The organism is Caballeronia sp. INDeC2, assembly GCF_023631325.1.
Lineage (GTDB): Bacteria > Pseudomonadota > Gammaproteobacteria > Burkholderiales > Burkholderiaceae > Caballeronia.
The window spans coordinates 86,249-101,692 of record NZ_JALQDG010000041.1; the positions used below are offsets into that span (position 1 = coordinate 86,249).

The 15,444-nt window shown below is 62.8% G+C and carries 15 protein-coding genes; 6 read left to right on the forward strand and 9 right to left on the reverse strand.

The annotated features are described in order from the left end of the window. Positions 1–35 precede the first annotated feature (35 nt). Positions 36–1,013 carry an aldo/keto reductase gene (locus NCS28_RS26125; RefSeq protein WP_250516678.1) on the forward strand — a complete coding sequence of 326 codons (978 nt, stop codon included), beginning with the start codon at positions 36–38 and terminating at the stop codon, positions 1,011–1,013. A 30-nt stretch (positions 1,014–1,043) separates the two neighbouring features. Here NCS28_RS26125 and NCS28_RS26130 read toward each other — a convergent pair whose 3' ends face one another. From NCS28_RS26130 to NCS28_RS26140, 3 genes are all read right to left on the reverse strand, one after another. Continuing rightward, positions 1,044–2,612 carry a phospholipase D family protein gene (locus NCS28_RS26130; RefSeq protein WP_250516679.1) on the reverse strand — a complete coding sequence of 523 codons (1,569 nt, stop codon included), beginning with the start codon at positions 2,610–2,612 and terminating at the stop codon, positions 1,044–1,046. Positions 2,613–2,626: 14 nt separating this feature from the next. Next, the gene (locus NCS28_RS26135; RefSeq protein WP_502801237.1) at positions 2,627–3,967 is read right to left on the reverse strand and encodes a TAXI family TRAP transporter solute-binding subunit; all 1,341 of its coding nucleotides are present in this window, start codon (positions 3,965–3,967) and stop codon (positions 2,627–2,629) included. A gap of 142 nt (positions 3,968–4,109) precedes the next feature. After that, the gene (locus tag NCS28_RS26140; RefSeq protein WP_250516681.1) at positions 4,110–5,039 is read right to left on the reverse strand and encodes a hypothetical protein; all 930 of its coding nucleotides are present in this window, start codon (positions 5,037–5,039) and stop codon (positions 4,110–4,112) included. Positions 5,040–5,248: 209 nt separating this feature from the next. On the opposite strand from NCS28_RS26140, the gene NCS28_RS26145 reads away from it, so the two are divergent. After that, positions 5,249–6,202 carry a D-2-hydroxyacid dehydrogenase family protein gene (locus NCS28_RS26145; RefSeq protein WP_250516682.1) on the forward strand — a complete coding sequence of 318 codons (954 nt, stop codon included), beginning with the start codon at positions 5,249–5,251 and terminating at the stop codon, positions 6,200–6,202. Positions 6,203–6,210: 8 nt separating this feature from the next. Here NCS28_RS26145 and NCS28_RS26150 read toward each other — a convergent pair whose 3' ends face one another. Beyond that, entirely contained in the window at positions 6,211–6,765 is a 555-nt protein-coding gene (locus tag NCS28_RS26150; RefSeq protein ID WP_250516683.1) for a TetR/AcrR family transcriptional regulator, read from the reverse strand. Positions 6,766–6,831: 66 nt separating this feature from the next. Further along, complete coding sequence (locus tag NCS28_RS26155; RefSeq protein ID WP_250516684.1) at positions 6,832–7,254, reverse strand: hypothetical protein; 423 nt, start codon at positions 7,252–7,254, stop codon at positions 6,832–6,834. 139 nt (positions 7,255–7,393) lie between these two features. Between NCS28_RS26155 and NCS28_RS26160 the strand changes: the two genes are divergently transcribed. Beyond that, positions 7,394–8,542, forward strand: a complete 1,149-nt coding sequence (locus NCS28_RS26160; protein ID WP_350029822.1) for a peptidyl-alpha-hydroxyglycine alpha-amidating lyase family protein — start codon at positions 7,394–7,396, stop codon at positions 8,540–8,542. A gap of 17 nt (positions 8,543–8,559) precedes the next feature. On the opposite strand, the gene NCS28_RS26165 is transcribed toward NCS28_RS26160, so the two are convergent. Both NCS28_RS26165 and NCS28_RS26170 read right to left on the reverse strand, forming a co-directional pair. Continuing rightward, positions 8,560–10,569, reverse strand: a complete 2,010-nt coding sequence (locus tag NCS28_RS26165; protein ID WP_250516686.1) for an MFS transporter — start codon at positions 10,567–10,569, stop codon at positions 8,560–8,562. A gap of 229 nt (positions 10,570–10,798) precedes the next feature. Continuing rightward, the gene (locus tag NCS28_RS26170; RefSeq protein WP_250516875.1) at positions 10,799–11,722 is read right to left on the reverse strand and encodes a DNA-3-methyladenine glycosylase family protein; all 924 of its coding nucleotides are present in this window, start codon (positions 11,720–11,722) and stop codon (positions 10,799–10,801) included. A gap of 164 nt (positions 11,723–11,886) precedes the next feature. On the opposite strand from NCS28_RS26170, the gene NCS28_RS26175 reads away from it, so the two are divergent. Then, entirely contained in the window at positions 11,887–12,054 is a 168-nt protein-coding gene (locus tag NCS28_RS26175; protein ID WP_250516687.1) for a hypothetical protein, read from the forward strand. A gap of 15 nt (positions 12,055–12,069) precedes the next feature. Here NCS28_RS26175 and NCS28_RS26180 read toward each other — a convergent pair whose 3' ends face one another. Both NCS28_RS26180 and NCS28_RS26185 read right to left on the reverse strand, forming a co-directional pair. Then, on the reverse strand, positions 12,070–12,432 hold the full coding sequence (locus NCS28_RS26180) for a hypothetical protein (protein ID WP_250516688.1): 363 nt from the start codon (positions 12,430–12,432) through the stop codon (positions 12,070–12,072). 83 nt (positions 12,433–12,515) lie between these two features. Then, entirely contained in the window at positions 12,516–13,271 is a 756-nt protein-coding gene (locus tag NCS28_RS26185) for a GntR family transcriptional regulator (protein WP_250516689.1), read from the reverse strand. A 164-nt stretch (positions 13,272–13,435) separates the two neighbouring features. Between NCS28_RS26185 and NCS28_RS26190 the strand changes: the two genes are divergently transcribed. Then, complete coding sequence (locus NCS28_RS26190) at positions 13,436–14,656, forward strand: pyridoxal-phosphate-dependent aminotransferase family protein (RefSeq protein WP_250516690.1); 1,221 nt, start codon at positions 13,436–13,438, stop codon at positions 14,654–14,656. Next, positions 14,653–15,417: a 2-keto-4-pentenoate hydratase gene (locus tag NCS28_RS26195; protein WP_250516691.1), complete on the forward strand. Its 765-nt coding sequence runs from the start codon at positions 14,653–14,655 to the stop codon at positions 15,415–15,417. The genes NCS28_RS26190 and NCS28_RS26195 overlap by 4 nt, the downstream gene beginning before the upstream one ends. Positions 15,418–15,444 lie beyond the last annotated feature (27 nt).

The window sequence follows — 15,444 nt, forward strand, 5'->3', positions numbered from 1 at the left end:
CGCATGTCCTTTCGCTTTGCAAGGAGATTCGCACGATGGAATACGTGAAACTCGGTTCGACCGGCCTCGACGTGTCGCGGCTCTGTCTTGGTTGCATGACTTACGGCGTGCCCGATCGCGGCACGCATCCGTGGACGCTCGACGAGGAAAAGAGCCGCCCGCTCATCAAGGAGGCGCTCGAAGCGGGCATCAATTTCTTCGATACCGCCAACACCTATTCGGACGGCACGTCGGAAGAAATCGTCGGACGCGCGCTGCGCGATTTCACGAAGCGAGACGACATCGTGATCGCGACGAAAGTCTTCAATCGCATGCGGCCCGGACCGAATGGCGCGGGGCTGTCGAGGAAGGCGATCTTCAACGAGATCGATAACAGCCTGAAGCGCCTTGGCACCGATTACGTCGATCTTTATCAGATCCATCGCTGGGATTACACGACGCCGATCGAAGAAACGCTCGAAGCGCTGCACGACGTCGTGAAGGCGGGCAAGGCGCGTTATATCGGCGCATCGTCGATGTATGCGTGGCAGTTCAGCAAGGCGCTCTACACATCGCGCGCGAACGGTTGGGTCGAGTTCAAGACGATGCAGAATCACTTGAATCTGCTGTATCGCGAGGAAGAGCGCGAGATGATGCCGCTTTGCAAGGACCAGGGTATCGGCATGTTGCCGTGGAGTCCGCTTGCCCGCGGACGTCTCACGCGCGAATGGGACGCGACGAGCGCGCGGCAGGAGTCGGATGCCTTCGGCAGCACGCTTTATCGCACGGACGATGCCGATCGCGCGGTGGTCGAGGCCGTGGCGTCCGTGGCGAAGGCGCGCGGCGTGCCGCGTGCGCAAGTGGCGCTGGCTTGGGTCGCGCAGAAGGCGCCGGTGACCGCGCCGATCATCGGTGCATCGAAGCCGAATCATGTGAGCGATGCAGTCGCGGCGTTGACGCTGAATCTCACGGCGGACGAGATCGCGCAGCTCGAAGCGCCGTATGTGCCGCATGCAGTCGCCGGCTTTAAGTGAAGCGGCGACAAACGGCTGTAAGCGCGCGGCTCACAGCTGCGATTCGATAGGCAAGATGCCCATTATCCAGATGCCCGCGCGCTTCATTGCAGACACGTCCGGCTCGCTATCGAGTTCGGTCGTGCTGCCATTGGCATCGGTATCGATCCACAACATGCGCGTGCCGCCGTTGCTGTCATCGCGCAACTCGACACGCCACGCGATGCGATCGATATTCTTGCCGATGCCATCCGCCACTTGCACGGCCGCGTCCGCGCTTTCGCAATAGACGCCGATCTCCGTATTCAACTCCACGGAACGCGGGTCGAGATTCATCGAGCCGATGAAGATGCGCTTGCGGTCGAACACATAGGTCTTCGCATGCAGCGACGCCTTCGACGATCCGAACGTGGACTTCTTCGCGCTCCTGTCTTCATTCGCCGATGCGACGGGCTTCAGCTCGTAAAGCCGCACGCCCGCTTCGAGCATGTCCTTGCGATAGCGCTGATAGCCCGCATGCACCGCGGCGACATCGGTGGCGGCGAGGGAATTCGTGAGCACGGTAACGCGCACGCCGCGCGATGTCATCGAACGCAGCCATCGCACGCCTTCCTCGCGCGGCACGAAATAGGGCGACACGATCAGCATGTCCGTATCGGGCGCGAGATTCAATGCCTTGAATTGCGACATCAAATGGCCTTCGGCATCGCCCGGCGCGCGCGTGATCTTCGCGGGATCGTCGTAGAGCAGCGTCGCCTGGCCCCATGAAAATTCGGTGTCGCGTTGCTGGATCACGCTCGCAAGACGTTCGCGCACTTCCGCCACATAAGGCGAATGCTTCTCCGATAACAAATAGGCATCCAGCTTCTCGCGATAACCCTCAAGCGCGCCGGGATCGGCGTGACGTCGCATCAGGCTATCGATCGGATAGGCCGCATCCGAGTTCCAGTACATATCGAATGCACTCGATACTTCGCGCACGACAGGCCCGTGCACGAGCACGTCGAGATCCCCGAACGCGACCGTGCTCGATGCACCGAAGTATTCGTCGCCGATATTGCGCCCGCCGAGAATCGCGGCCTGGTTATCGGCAATGAGCGCCTTGTTGTGCATGCGGCGATTCACGCGAAAGAACTCGGCCGCGGAGCCGAGTTTCTTGAACGTGCGATTCGCCACCGGATTGAAAAGGCGCACCTGCACGTTCGGATGCGATGCGAGCGCAAGAAGAAATTGATCGTCGGCATTGGTGCCGAGGTCGTCGAGCAAGAGGCGCACACGCACGCCGCGATCGGCGGCACGCATGATCGACGCGGCCATTTCGCGGCCCGTCAGATCGTCGTGCCAGATGTAATACTGGAGATCGAGCGTGCGATCGGCGGTCTCGCTCAGGATCACGCGCGCGATGAGCGCGTCCGTGCCATCCGGTAACAAGTGAAACGCATTGTCGCCGGGATGCGCGGCTTCGCTCTGCGCGAAGGCCGTGCCGAGGCGCGTGTTCGCGGTGTCGGCGAGGGCGTGCGTTTGCACGCGTCCGGTTTGAGGCGGAAGGCTCGCGCAGGCCGTCATCAACAGCGCCGCCGACAGCGTCATTGCAACGGCGAACCATGTACGAAGTTTCATCGCCTGATCCTTGGTTAGACCATGCTCTTTTCGCGGCGCGACGCTTCTGTCAAACGCGCGCGCACGAAGCTGACATGCTCGCGCAGGACATAGAGCGCATCGGCATACGCGAGCGGCAGCTTGAGCGTATCGAGCGATTCCTCGATGTAATCGAGTTCGACGAGCAGTGCACGCCGCTCGTCTTCATTGTTGACGCGCATCGCGCCGCGCTCCACGGCAATCAGCGCGCCGTAATAGCGATAGATGCGCGAGCGCACACGCCAGCGATATAGCGCGGGTACGAGCCGCAGCGCGGGAAAGATCAACACCGCGACGGGCAACAACAGCACGAGCGCACGATCAGCGATATTCGCGAGCCAGAACGGCAGCGTCCGATACAGGAAGCTCTTGCCGGAGCGGTAATAGCGGCTCGCATCCTCGCTGATCGGAAACTCGTGCGCGACGGGACTCGGGAACTGCCCCGCGCGTTGCAGCAAACCTGCTGTGCCGTGCACTTCTTGCGCCGCTTCGATGAGCAAATCGGATAGCGCCGGATGCAGCGTCGGCCGCGCGATCAACTCGACGGTCGGACTGATGAGATGCACGGGCTCCGGCGGAATGCGTCGGCCCAGGTCGAGCACGCCGGGCGGCAGTTCGATGTCGTCGAGATAAGGGAAAATACGCGTGTAGGCGCGGGCTTCATTGAAGTCCATCACCGAGATGCCGGGCACGCGCAAGAGCCGCAGCATCAGGCTGCGCGTCGCGGAGTCGCCCGAGAGAAAGACTGCGTCGGCTTCGTTGCTGACGAGTTGCGTGGCGGCTTGCAAGCCGTCCGTCGGCAGAAGCTGCGTGTCGCCGCCGGGATAGATGCCGTTCGCTTCCAATAGATTCAGCGAGAGCGTGCGCGTGCCGCTGCCTTCGCGACCGATCGCGATGCGCTTGCCCTCCAGTTGCGACAGCAGCGTAACCCCCTTGCCGCGATAAAAAACGACGAGCGGCACATACGACACGCTGCCGAGCGACATCAGCTTCGACGCTTCTTCCTTCGTTGCGATGCCGCCTTGCACGAGCGCGAGATCGACGTGCTGCTTCGGATCGAGCAGACGTTCGAGGTTCTGCACGGAGCCGTCCGAGGGCAGCACTTTCAGCGTGATGCCGTTGCGCGCGAGCAGCTTCGCATATTCCTGCGAGATCACGTAGAACGAGCTGTCGGGTTGGCCCGCGCTCATCGTGATGGTCTTGGGCGGCGCGGGATCGACGAGCCAGTAGACGAGCGCGACGACGATCGCAATGACCAGCACGACGGGACCGGCGGTCCAGGTGATGTCGTGCAGGACGCCTTTCGCATGATCGCGAGGCAGATGCGGGCGTTTCATGCGATGTCTCGTCATGAGCGTGCGGTGGTGAGTGCTTGCGTGCTGTCGTAAGCGGCGTTGCTTCGCAGTGTAACGCGAGGCGCGTGCAAAACGAGAAGGCCGGCGCGTATGCGGCCGGCCTTATTGATGTTGCTGTTCTTCGTTATGCCCAGTGTGCGGGCACCCAGAATCGGCCGACCCAGTGGCCAGGGATCAGGACTGCGCGATGCGGGACCACATACACGGTCTTGACCGGAGCGGGGGCGGGCGTTGCGACTACAACAGCGGTCGAAGGCGGCGGAGGCGGCGGCACGATCACAGGCGCGGCAACGACCGTTGTCCCGGTGACGACGGGCGTTGCGGCCACCACCGTCGTGCTCGACGTGACCGTGCCGCCGCCGGCGACCGTCGTACTGTGCGAGCCATTCGTCACCGTCGCCGTGCCCGTGGTGGTGACCACGCCCGGCGCGACGCTCGTCGCGCTGCCCGAATGCGTCACCGTGCCGCCGTTCGACGTTTCGGCGGTGCCGGAGCGGTTGCACGTGTAGCCCGCGCAGTTCGTCGATGCCGAGTGCGTCGACGTGTTGCCGTTCGGCCCCGTCACCGATCCCGACGACGAATATTGCCCGGGCGCTGTGCGCGTGACGGTATCGCTGCCGGTCGCGGTCTTGCCGTTCGGGCCGGTCGCGCTGCCGTTGTGCGTGCAACTGCCGTCGGCGCAGCTCGTGTCGCCCGCGTGCTGCACCGAACGGCCGTTCGGACCGTAGGCGGTGCCGGAGTTGGCAAACTGGCCCGGCGAGGTGCGCGTCACGGTGCCGGAGTTGGTGGCGACGCGGCCCCACGGATTCTCGACGCCGCCCGCATGTGAGCAGCTGCCGCCGCCGCAGGAGCCGACGTGCGCGCCCTGATATTCGCCCCGGCCCGTGTAGGCCGTGCCGCCGCGCGCCCAGCCTGCGAAGGCCGAGTTGCTGCATAGCGTGAGGGCGGCGGCCGCGGCGACGATGAGGAAGTGCCGCACGCGGCGCTTGTTCGAACGCGCGTCGGGAGTGGACGCAACGCGGACGTTTGAAGCGAAAGTCGATCTGTTGTTCACGGGATGTCCTTCTCGGTTCCGTAGGCCACGTTGCGTTTCGTGTGGCGACGGAAGTGACTATAGAGAAGGGGGCGCGCGAAGTCCCGCGGCAACTTGTTTCACGCGATGTCATGGGTTCAAAAAAAGGCTTTGCGCGCGGCATGAATTCGCGCATTGCGTCACACTGGCGGCTGCCATTCAATCCATTCGTCACAACAAACGGAATCATCATGGTCACATCTGATCCGATCAACATCGCCGTTCTCGACGACTATCAGAACGTCGCGCGGTCCTTGGCCGACTGGTCGCCGCTCGACGGGCGCGCCACCATCACCGTGTTCAACGATCACATCGCCGAACGCGAAGCGCTGCTCGAACGCCTGCGTTCCTTCGACGTCATCTGTGCAATGCGCGAGCGCACGCCATTCTCGCGCGACATCATCGAACAGTTGCCGAACCTGAAGCTGATCGCGTCGACGGGCGCGGCCAATGCATCGATCGATCTCGATGCCGCGGCTGAACGCGGCGTCGAAGTGCGTCATACGGGTTATGCTTCGACGCCGACGATCGAATTCACCTGGGCGCTGATTCTGGCGATGATGCGCAACATTCCCGCCGAAAATCGCTCGCTCAAGGATGGCGGTTGGCAGGTCGGCCTCGGAACCGAACTCGCTGGCAAGACGCTCGGCTTGCTCGGACTCGGGCGCGTGGGATCGGCGGTCGGTGTGATCGGCCGCGCGTTTCGCATGAACGTGATCGCGTGGAGCCAGAACCTCACGCGTGAGCGCGCCGAAGAAAAGGGCGTGCAGCTCGTCGACAAGGACACGCTCTTCGCGACCTCCGATGTGCTCTCGATTCACGTGCGCCTGAGCGAGCGCACGCATCATCTCGTCGGCGCGAGGGAGCTTGCGCAGATGAAGCCGACGAGTCGTATCGTGAACACGTCGCGCGGCCCGATCGTGGATAGCGCGGCGCTCGTCGATGCATTGAAATCGGGCACGATTGCGGGCGCGGCCATCGACGTATATGACGAAGAGCCGCTCTCTTCGAACGACCCGCTGCGCGCGCTGCCGAACGTGCTGGCGACGCCGCATGTCGGCTATGTATCGGAGGAGCTGTATCGCACGTTTTATGGCGATACGGTGCGCAATATCGTCGAATGGCTCGATGCGCGCAACGCGTGATATTGCGCTTATGACGCGTTCGATTCGTCGGGCGGCAACAGCGAGAACAAGGTTTCGATTGCGCTGCTCGCGCGGCGCTTGCCGTCCGCGCGGCCGACCGCGAGATCGATGACCGCAAGCCCGACGACGAGCGCATGCACCATCGCCACACGTTCTTTCGTGACGGCGAGGCCCATCGCTTCGAGCATGCGTGTAATGCGCACCGCGACGCCCTCCGCGAGTTCGCGAAAGAGGCTGCGTATGGTCGGCTCTTCGTCGGCGGCTTGCGCGAGCGCCATCAGGACGCGGGTGTTCTCGTGGCGCATCGCGACATTGGCGATCGATGCAGCCGTGACCTTGGGCGACGCTTCGCCCGCGAAGGCATCGACGGCGGCGAGCTGGCCGTCGATCGCGGCGCGCGCGACGGCTTCGATCAACGCAAGACGCGTTGGAAAATAGTATGTGAGATGACTCTGACGCACGCCCGCGCGCGCGGCGACGCGCGGTTGCGTGAAGCCCGAATAGCCTTCTTCGCGCAATGTGGCGAGCGCGGCTTCGAGTATGGTTTGTCGACGATCCTGCACGGGACGCGATCCATGTTTGGTTGATATACCAAACCTTAGCGCGAGCGATGCACGGCGTCAACCTTGTCAGTTGTTATACGAAGGCGGTTGAGGATTATGCGCGGGGTTCGTATCGATCTTGCGGATATCGATGATCGCATCGCCCGAGAGCGACTGGAGATCGGCTTCGAGTGCATCGGCGAGCGCCTTGTCGTAGACTTCCTCGCCGTTCACATAGAGCGTGAACGCTTCGAGATATTTCGCTTTTTTTGCGGCATTTTCGATAGTTTCGCGCGTCCACCGATAAAGCGGATAGTGCTCGATGCCATCCCGCTCCGCTTGCGCGACGTAATCGGCGAAGGCGTCGTACTGGCATTTCATATGAGCGTCGTGCTCGACGAGCAGCGCGTTGATCGGCGCGAGCTTTTCGTTCGACGGGTCTAGACGCGCCAAAGCCGCGTACTCGGGCGCGAGGCGGATTCGAACTTGGTATTGCCAGGATTCGGTCATGATGTCCTTTCAGCATTGAAAGCGATAAAAGCCGCGCATGTGAATAATGCGATTCATGCACTACACTTCCTCTCGCATCGCGAAGCAAGCCGGTCATCGATGTTCATCATTGCAGTCGACGTACGAGCGGAGGATAACAATGAGTCTTCGACACTCGATGTACTGCCCATGTTGCGACATCGCGCCAGGCGCTGCAAGCCGCCGGCGCTTTCTGATGCTCGCAGGTCAGGGCGCCGCCGCGCTCGCGCTCTTTCCACATCTCGCTTATGCCGACAACGACGTGCCGGCCATAGCCTACGATTCCGTTCCCGATCCGGTGCGTTTGCCCCGCGATGTCTACTTCGGCGAATGCTCCGGCGTTGCGCTCAATTCCGCCGGACATATCTTCGTGCTTTCGCGCGGCAATAGCATCGGTCCCGCATATGGCGCAGCCGCGGCTCAATTGCTCGAATTCGATCGCAACGGCCGTTTCGTGCGCGAGATCGGCCATAACCTCTATGCGTGGTCGTTCGCGCATACGGTCAAGGTGGATCGGCGGGACAACGTCTGGGTCACGGACAAGGGCTCGGACATGATCATCGAGTTCACGCCCGAAGGCCGCGTCGCGATGGTGTTCGGACGCAAGCAGGAAGCATCGGACGAAGATACCGCGCCGCTCAAGCATCCGAATCCGCCTTTGCCTTCCGAGCCCGGGCGCTTTAGACAGGTGACGGATGTCGCGTGGGATGCCGCGGGCAATACCTATATCAGCGATGGATACATCAACTCGCGCGTCGCGAAGGTCGACAAGGACGGCAACTGGCTCAAGTCGTGGGGCGAGCGCGGCAAGGAGCCGGGGCAGTTTCATACGCCGCATAGCATTGCAGTCGATAGAAACGGCTTGGTCTATGTCGCCGATCGCAGCAACCGGCGCATACAAGTCTTCGACGGCGAAGGGAATTTTCAGCGGCAATTCACGATCGATGTGCCCGTGCCGCCCGATGCGCGCCCGGCTATCGGCAACATGCCCGACGAGGCCGCGATCGCTGCGGGCACGTTCGCGCCGGGATCGCCCTGGGCCATTTGTATTTCGCCGGGCCCGAATCAAGTGTTGTATTCCGCCGATGCGTTCCCTGGCCGCATATACAAGTTATCGCTCGATGGAAAGCTGCTCGGCGTGCTCGGGCGATCGGGCAAGCAATTGAAGCAGTTCGGATGGATTCATCAGATGGCGTGTCCAACAGAGAATACTTTGTTCGTCGCGGAATTGCTCAACTGGCGTGTGCAGAAGCTCGTGTTGCATGGATAACTTCGCATCGGCCCGCATCACTTTTTCGCAGTCTTTGCACGCATCGACATGATCGGCCTGGGCTGCGCATCGCATCGGTTCTCGCGCCATGCGCGCAGCGTATCGAGCGCGACGGAATTGCGCACATAGCGATGCCACACGAACGCGAGATCGAAGATCAGAATCGCGAGCCACCACGCGTAGAGAAAGAACGCCCCGCCGAGCACGACGGGCCATAACGGCTTGCCCGCCAGATCGCCCCATAACCGCACGCCGACGATCAGCGCCATCATCAGCGTGCCGAGCGCAACGAGAATGCGCCGTCCCCAATGCGGCTTGAGTGGTGCGAGCCAGCCGCTTATCGCGCACACGAATCCCGCGAGCACGAAGACCGCCTTGCCGACGACAGGATCGGCGACATCGCGCTGCAGGATGTCCGCAAACGGGCTTGCAAGGAATGCGGCCACGCCGCTCAAGAGCACGAACCAGAAGATCAGCGCGCCCGCGACGAATGCCAGAAGCGCGACGACGCGCCAGCGCAGCCACGCGTCCGTGCGTTTAACGCCGCGTGCCTTGACGAGACGCGGAAGGCGCGCGGCGACTGTCGTTCCCATCAAAAGACATGCGAGCGCGAACACCGAGCGCGTGAGATAGATGAACTCGGGCGTGCTGCTCGTGCCGCCCGCGCCCGAATCGGACGAGGCCGTGACGGCCTTGTAGATGAAGAACACCGCGAGAAGATGCAGCGCGAAGCTCAACAGATAAGGAATCGCCGTGCTGACGATGCCGCGAAAACGCCTGTTTTGCGGGGCTTTTGCGGTGTTTCTGTCGAGCACGACGTTTTCAATGAAGTGGCTGAAGACATCGCCATCGGTCCAGTAGTCCGTATGCGCCTTGCCCGGCAGCCAGTAGCGCGAGAAGCCGATGTCATGCGCCGGCTCGAACTCGAATGCACGGCAGCCATGATGATCGAGATAGGCGCGCGCCGTATCGAGCGCGAAGCCGACGGGGTCGCCGAAGTCGTAATAGTTGCGCCATCTGATGCGTGAGGGCAGTGTTATCGGTCCACCCGGACGGTCCACTTGCGTCACGGCATCGCCCTGCATGCCGCTTTTCAGCGCCATGCCTTCCCAGAGCTTCGGCCATAGCAGAATGTGCTTGTCGATTGGCGAGCCGATGGTCATGAAGCCGCGCAGACTTTGCACCCAGTCCGTGCTGATGATCTGTTTGCCGTCCTTCGGGTCCGACACGGTCGGCGTAGACAGCGCCTGCAAAATGCCGAGAAAGCTGATGACGGTCCCTTCGCTGTGCGCGACGATATACACCTCGGGCGCGCATTGGCAACGCGCGGTGGCGAGCGCGACGAGCCGCTCCATCACGCGATGAAACCGAAAGACGATCGTCTCGCGATGCTGCCTGAAATCCGCGACGAGTTGCACGTCGCCGACATAATCGCGCAGCATGGGCGCGAGATCGAACTTGAAGATGCCGGCCTTCTCCGTCACCGCAAGCAGGCTTTGCATGACGGCCACGGTCTCGATGATCTCCTCGACGACACCGGACGCCAGCGAGAAATCGGCGGGCTCCAGCTTGCGTTCGTCGACGTTGAGCATATAGGCCGCCTGCGCGCGACTGACGATCGACAGTCCCCACGCCTTGCTTTCCTCGAGCGTGTCGTCCTGCTTCACGACCTCGCGCGGAATGTCGGCCCAATAGACTTCGGCGAAACCGAGCGCGGAATAAAACTCGCGCTGCTCGGCCGTGTAGGGGCCGCCCGGCGGGAGATCGAGCTGGCGAACGTCTACTTCGCCGACACCCGCGATGTCGAAATAGCCGAGCGGCATGACAGGCAGCGGCGGGTCGTAGCGAGCGCCGAACTGACTCGCTACGGAACGCACCGTGTCGCTGTGCAACTGATTGCCGATGCCGTGTATCGCGACGACGATCTTCTGCACGCGCGGCGCTATCGGCATATCTGACGCGGGCGTCGCCGACGACGCGGCGGGTTCGCTTTTGAGGTCTTGCGCGTCAAGGGACGATGCATTCATGAACGTCTCCCGATGGCGTTTCGTCAGCGCTTCTTCGCATCGGACCTGGCGCGCTCCGCCCGCGGATACACGCCCTCGGCGGCGCCCGGCCTCTCGAAGCAGATTAGTCTATTTTTCAGACGACAGAACGAAATGATGGCAGCAACGTCTTCGGCTCGGACCATGTGACCGGCATTTTGCATGCATGCTTTTGCACGCAAGATGCCGACGCGGTCGAATGCATGCAATATCAGCCGCCGCGCGCAAGTCCCGTTTCCATCGCCACGCCGTTCCATAGATGCATCGCCGCATAGGCGCGCCACGGACGCCAGCGTTCCGTGTGCGCGCGTTGCTGGGCAGGCTTCGCAAGCGACGGATCGCGTCGCGCGATCGCTTGCATGAGAACGAGATCGGCGTCGGGCCACGCGTCGGGATCGCGCAGCGCGCGCATGGCGACATAGCCGACGGTCCACGGCCCGATGCCCGGCATCGCGAGCATGTCGCGCTTCAGGCGTTCGATATCGGCGTCCGGTTCGTCGAGCGGCAGCGCGCCCGTCGCCACGGCATGCGCGAAGCGTTGCACGGTTTCGATGCGCTTCGTCGGCATGCCGATCTTCTCCAGATCGGCGGCGGCGAGCTCGGCGGGCGTGGGAAAACGCCACGCGGTGGCTTCATGCGGATGGCGTTCGATCCTTTTTCCCGCGCGCTGCACGATGCGGTTCATGATCGTCGACGCGCCTTTCACGCTCACCTGTTGCCCGACGATCGTCCGCACCACGAGTTCGAAGCCGGACCACGCGCCCGGCACGCGCAGACCCGGGGCGGCTTCGACCAGTGGCGCGAGGATCGGGTCATCGCCGAGACAGCGGGCGATTTTGCGCGGATCGGCATGCAGATCGAACATGCGCGCGAGCGGCGCGGCGAGCGCGTCCGCGTGCCGCGCCACTGCGCCATCGACATTCACGACGAGCCGATGCCTGCTCTCGTGCGGCCTGACTTCGACGGTGCCGTCGTCGCCTTGCCATTCGATCGCGCGCCGATACACGCCGTCCTCGACCGACTCGACGCCCGCCGATGCCCGCCCGCCGATGAATTTCAGCATGCGCGCCCAGTCAAAAGGACGTTTGAAGGGGAGTTCGAGCGTGGCGGCCGAGGTGTCGATGGTCGAATGCATTTTGAATGCCGTATGCGCGATGGTCGATTGCATGCTGATCTTACTCCGGCGGTCTGCACGATCGCCGCGCGGCCATGCTCATTCTCGACTAACTTTGGGCGACGACAATGCCTCACATCGACAGCAAACGATTCAGCAACATCAGCCACCTAAAGGAGCCGAACATGAACGCCATCTCGATCAGCATCGTCGCCATCGTCATCACGGCCGCGCTCGCGGCCGTTGCGCCGGTCACGCATTACACGCAACACGAAATCGCCGTGCTGAGCGCGCATGCGGCGAGCACGCGCGCCGAGGTTAATCTCGGCGCGGGCAGCGGATTGACGGCTTGATCGATGCGCGGCGGATCAGGGGCGCCGCGCCAGGTCCATCGTGCTCGCGTTCAGCATCTGCCTGAACTCGGGATCCTGGGAAAGAAGCTGGCGCGCGCTCGTGACCAGTTGAGGACGGCGGTCCCATTGATCGGAACGCACGACGCAGCGCGCGAGAACATCGCTGTAGATAGGACGAAGCCCTTCGCGGTCGTGCACCGCCGTCAAGTGGGCGATGCGGACTTTCTCATCACGTGTGAGTCCGCGCGTGAGGCAGTTGACGGTCTGGCGGTCCATTGCGGCCTGCGCAGTGTCGAAGTCCGGCGAGTGATAGAAGGCAAAGCCCGTGACGACGAGCACCGCGGCCAGCGCGGTGCATACCCCTCGTATCCTGATCAACGTTATCCCCGATTGAAGGCTCTGACGGCCGTGGGCCGGTATCGTACCTTAGCTTCCGGGAAATCGCGCGACCGTTCTATCCGTTAGCGCTCATCCACCGCCGACTTGTCCGCGGCACGCTTTCTATGCGTCGCGGGCTTCACCGTCGTCAGGGTGCGCTCGGCGAGCACCGCATCGCGTTTCGACAGCAGATGCTTGCGCATGATCTCGCCCATGCGCCTGCCGTTACGCGTCTCGAGCGCCTCGATCATCTCTTCGTGATCGCGAATGGCGCTGTCCCACTTCGGCGTCTGGAAGTTCGAGCGAAAACGCAGCGCCATCAGACGCCGGTTGATCGACACATAGGTCTGGCGCAAGGCCGTGTTGCGCGCGGCTTCGTTGATCTTGTCGTGAATCGCCTGATTGCGGCTGTAGTAGCCGGAGAGATCGTTCTGCGCGCGGCACGCGAGCATCGCGTAATGCAGCGCCTTGATCTCCGCGATCTCCAGCGGCGTGATGCGCTCGCATGCGAGCTCGCCTGAAAACGCCTCCAGCCCGCTCATCAGCTCGAACATCTCGCGTATCTCGAACTCGCTCATCTGCGATACCGAAGCGCCGCGGTTCGGTGAAATCTCGATCAAGCCCTCGGCGGCCAGCACCTTCAACGCCTCGCGAAGTGGCGTGCGGGAAATACCGAGCGTCTCGCACAGCTTGCGCTCGTTGAGCTTCATGCCCGGCGCCAGCAAGCCTTCGACGATGAAACCGCGCAAATGATCGACGACGGTGTCGTGCAGGCGCAGCCGCTCCACCTTCGGCAGCGACGACGAAACGTGCGCTTCTGGAAAATCGGGATTTTGCATTCAATACCTCTAATTCCGTTTGCGGCAATTTTAACCCACTGCCAGCGGAAAAAAACGCCAGCGGGTTATCCCTAGGCCGTTCGGCCTATGTATTCCTTTACGCGCTCCAGTCACTGCGTTATTGTATTTTGCATGCAAAATTACATTTAAGAGGACGCGGACCCATGTTGAAGCTCGATTTCCATCCGGCTGGCCGTCACTTTCTGCAGATCCCGGGGCCGAGCCCGGTGCCCGATCGCATCTTGCGTGCAATGAGCTATCCGACGATCGATCATCGCGGTCCGGAGTTCGGCGCGCTGGGGCTCAAGGTGCTCGACGGCATCAAGAAGATCTTCAAGACGAGTCAGCCGGTGGTGATCTATCCGGCATCGGGCACGGGCGCATGGGAGGCGGCGTTATGCAACACGCTCAGTCCCGGCGACACGGTGCTGATGTACGAGACGGGCCACTTCGCGACGCTGTGGAAGAAGATGGCGGAGAGCCTCGGGCTCAAGCCCGAATTCCTCGGGTTGCCCGGCATCGAAGGCTGGCGGCGCGGCGTGCAGGCCGACATGATCGAAAAGCGCTTGCGCGACGACGCGCAGGGCGTGATCAAGGCCGTGTGCGTGGTGCATAACGAAACGTCGACGGGCGTGACATCCGATATCGCCGCCGTGCGCCGCGCAATCGACAGCGCGAAGCATCCTGCGCTGCTGATGGTCGACACGATCTCGGGTCTCGCATCGGCGGACTATCGCCATGATGAATGGGGCGTGGACGTGACCGTGTCCGGCTCGCAGAAAGGTTTGATGCTGCCGCCGGGAATCAGCTTCAACGCGGTATCGGAGAAGGCGCGCGAGGCGTCGAAACACGCCAGGCTGCCGCGCGCATTCTGGGACTGGACCGAGATCGTCGAGATGAACAAGCAGGGGTACTGGCCTTACACGCCGAACACGAACCTGCTTTACGGGCTCTCGGAAGCGCTCGACATGATCCTCGGCGAAGGGCTCGACAACGTGTTCGCTCGTCATCAACGGCTCGCGGCCGCGTGCCGCGCGGCAGTCACTGCATGGGGACTCGAGATTCAATGCGCCGATCCCGCCGTATATTCGCCGGTGCTCACGGGCGTGATGACGCCCGAAGGCGTCGATGCCGATGCGGTGCGCAAGCTCATCTACGAACATTTCGACATGTCGCTCGGCACGGGGCTCGGCAAGGCGAAGGGGCGCATGTTCCGCATCGGGCATCTCGGCGATTGCAACGATCTCACGCTGATGGCCGCGCTTACCGGCTGCGAAATGGGATTGAGGCTCGCGGGCATCGAGCTGAAGGGTAGCGGTGTCGCCGCGGCGATGGATTATCTGACGAGTAACGTCGCGAAGCCCGCGCTGAAGGCGGCCGCATGAACGCCGCGTTCGACGCCAACGCGCTCGCAAGGCTTTTCGTCGAGGCCCGCGCGCATCGCGCGAAGCTCGATGTCTTGCCGGAGGGCGCGCGTCCGCAAAACGCCGATGACGCCTACGCTGCGCAGGAAGCGACGCTGCGTGCGCTGAACGCGCAGATCGGTGGATGGAAGGTCGGCGCCAAATCGCACGATGGCCCGATTCAGGGCGCGCCGCTTCCTGCCGACGGCATGCATTATTCCGGCGCGCGGCTCTCGACGCACGCGTTCGGCAAAGCCGGACTCGAACTCGAAGTCGCTTTCAAGCTGGGCCGACGCTTCGAACCGGGCAGCGGTCCCTATAGCGATGAGGACGTGATCGCCGCGATCGAGTCCGTGCATGCGGCGATCGAAGTGGTCGCGAGCCGTTTCGCCGCTTGGCCCGATGTCGAGAAGCCTTGGCAGCTTGCCGACTTGCAGAATCACGGCGCGTTGATCGTAGGCGATGGCGTGCCTTACGACGCGGCGTTTCCCTTCGTGTCGCCCGCGATGACGTTCACGTTCGACGGCGCGCCGCTCTTCGATGGCGCACCCGCGAACCCTGCGGGCGACCCGCGTCGCCTGCTCGCGTGGACGGTGAATCACAGCGTCGCGCGCGGGCTTGCCTTCGAGCGCGGGACCGTGCTTACGGCGGGCTCGTACACCGGCATCGCTTTCCCCGACGCGCCCGGCACCGCCGTGGGCAGCATAGAGGGCTTGCCGGCCGTCGAATTGCATTTCGCATAACGCGCATTCATAAGGCCAGATCCCGTA

What these genes read in the sequence shown, in the direction of transcription:
- NCS28_RS26125 (WP_250516678.1), top strand. Translation starts at nt 36, where the DNA reads ATGGAATACGTGAAACTCGGTTCGACCGGCCTCGACGTGTCGCGGCTC.
- NCS28_RS26130 (WP_250516679.1), bottom strand. Translation starts at nt 2,612, where the DNA reads ATGAAACTTCGTACATGGTTCGCCGTTGCAATGACGCTGTCGGCGGCG.
- NCS28_RS26135 (WP_502801237.1), bottom strand. Translation starts at nt 3,967, where the DNA reads ATGAAACGCCCGCATCTGCCTCGCGATCATGCGAAAGGCGTCCTGCAC.
- NCS28_RS26145 (WP_250516682.1), top strand. Translation starts at nt 5,249, where the DNA reads ATGGTCACATCTGATCCGATCAACATCGCCGTTCTCGACGACTATCAG.
- NCS28_RS26155 (WP_250516684.1), bottom strand. Translation starts at nt 7,254, where the DNA reads ATGACCGAATCCTGGCAATACCAAGTTCGAATCCGCCTCGCGCCCGAG.
- NCS28_RS26160 (WP_350029822.1), top strand. Translation starts at nt 7,394, where the DNA reads ATGAGTCTTCGACACTCGATGTACTGCCCATGTTGCGACATCGCGCCA.
- NCS28_RS26165 (WP_250516686.1), bottom strand. Translation starts at nt 10,569, where the DNA reads ATGAATGCATCGTCCCTTGACGCGCAAGACCTCAAAAGCGAACCCGCC.
- NCS28_RS26170 (WP_250516875.1), bottom strand. Translation starts at nt 11,722, where the DNA reads ATGCATTCGACCATCGACACCTCGGCCGCCACGCTCGAACTCCCCTTC.
- NCS28_RS26175 (WP_250516687.1), top strand. Translation starts at nt 11,887, where the DNA reads ATGAACGCCATCTCGATCAGCATCGTCGCCATCGTCATCACGGCCGCG.
- NCS28_RS26185 (WP_250516689.1), bottom strand. Translation starts at nt 13,271, where the DNA reads ATGCAAAATCCCGATTTTCCAGAAGCGCACGTTTCGTCGTCGCTGCCG.
- NCS28_RS26190 (WP_250516690.1), top strand. Translation starts at nt 13,436, where the DNA reads ATGTTGAAGCTCGATTTCCATCCGGCTGGCCGTCACTTTCTGCAGATC.
- NCS28_RS26195 (WP_250516691.1), top strand. Translation starts at nt 14,653, where the DNA reads ATGAACGCCGCGTTCGACGCCAACGCGCTCGCAAGGCTTTTCGTCGAG.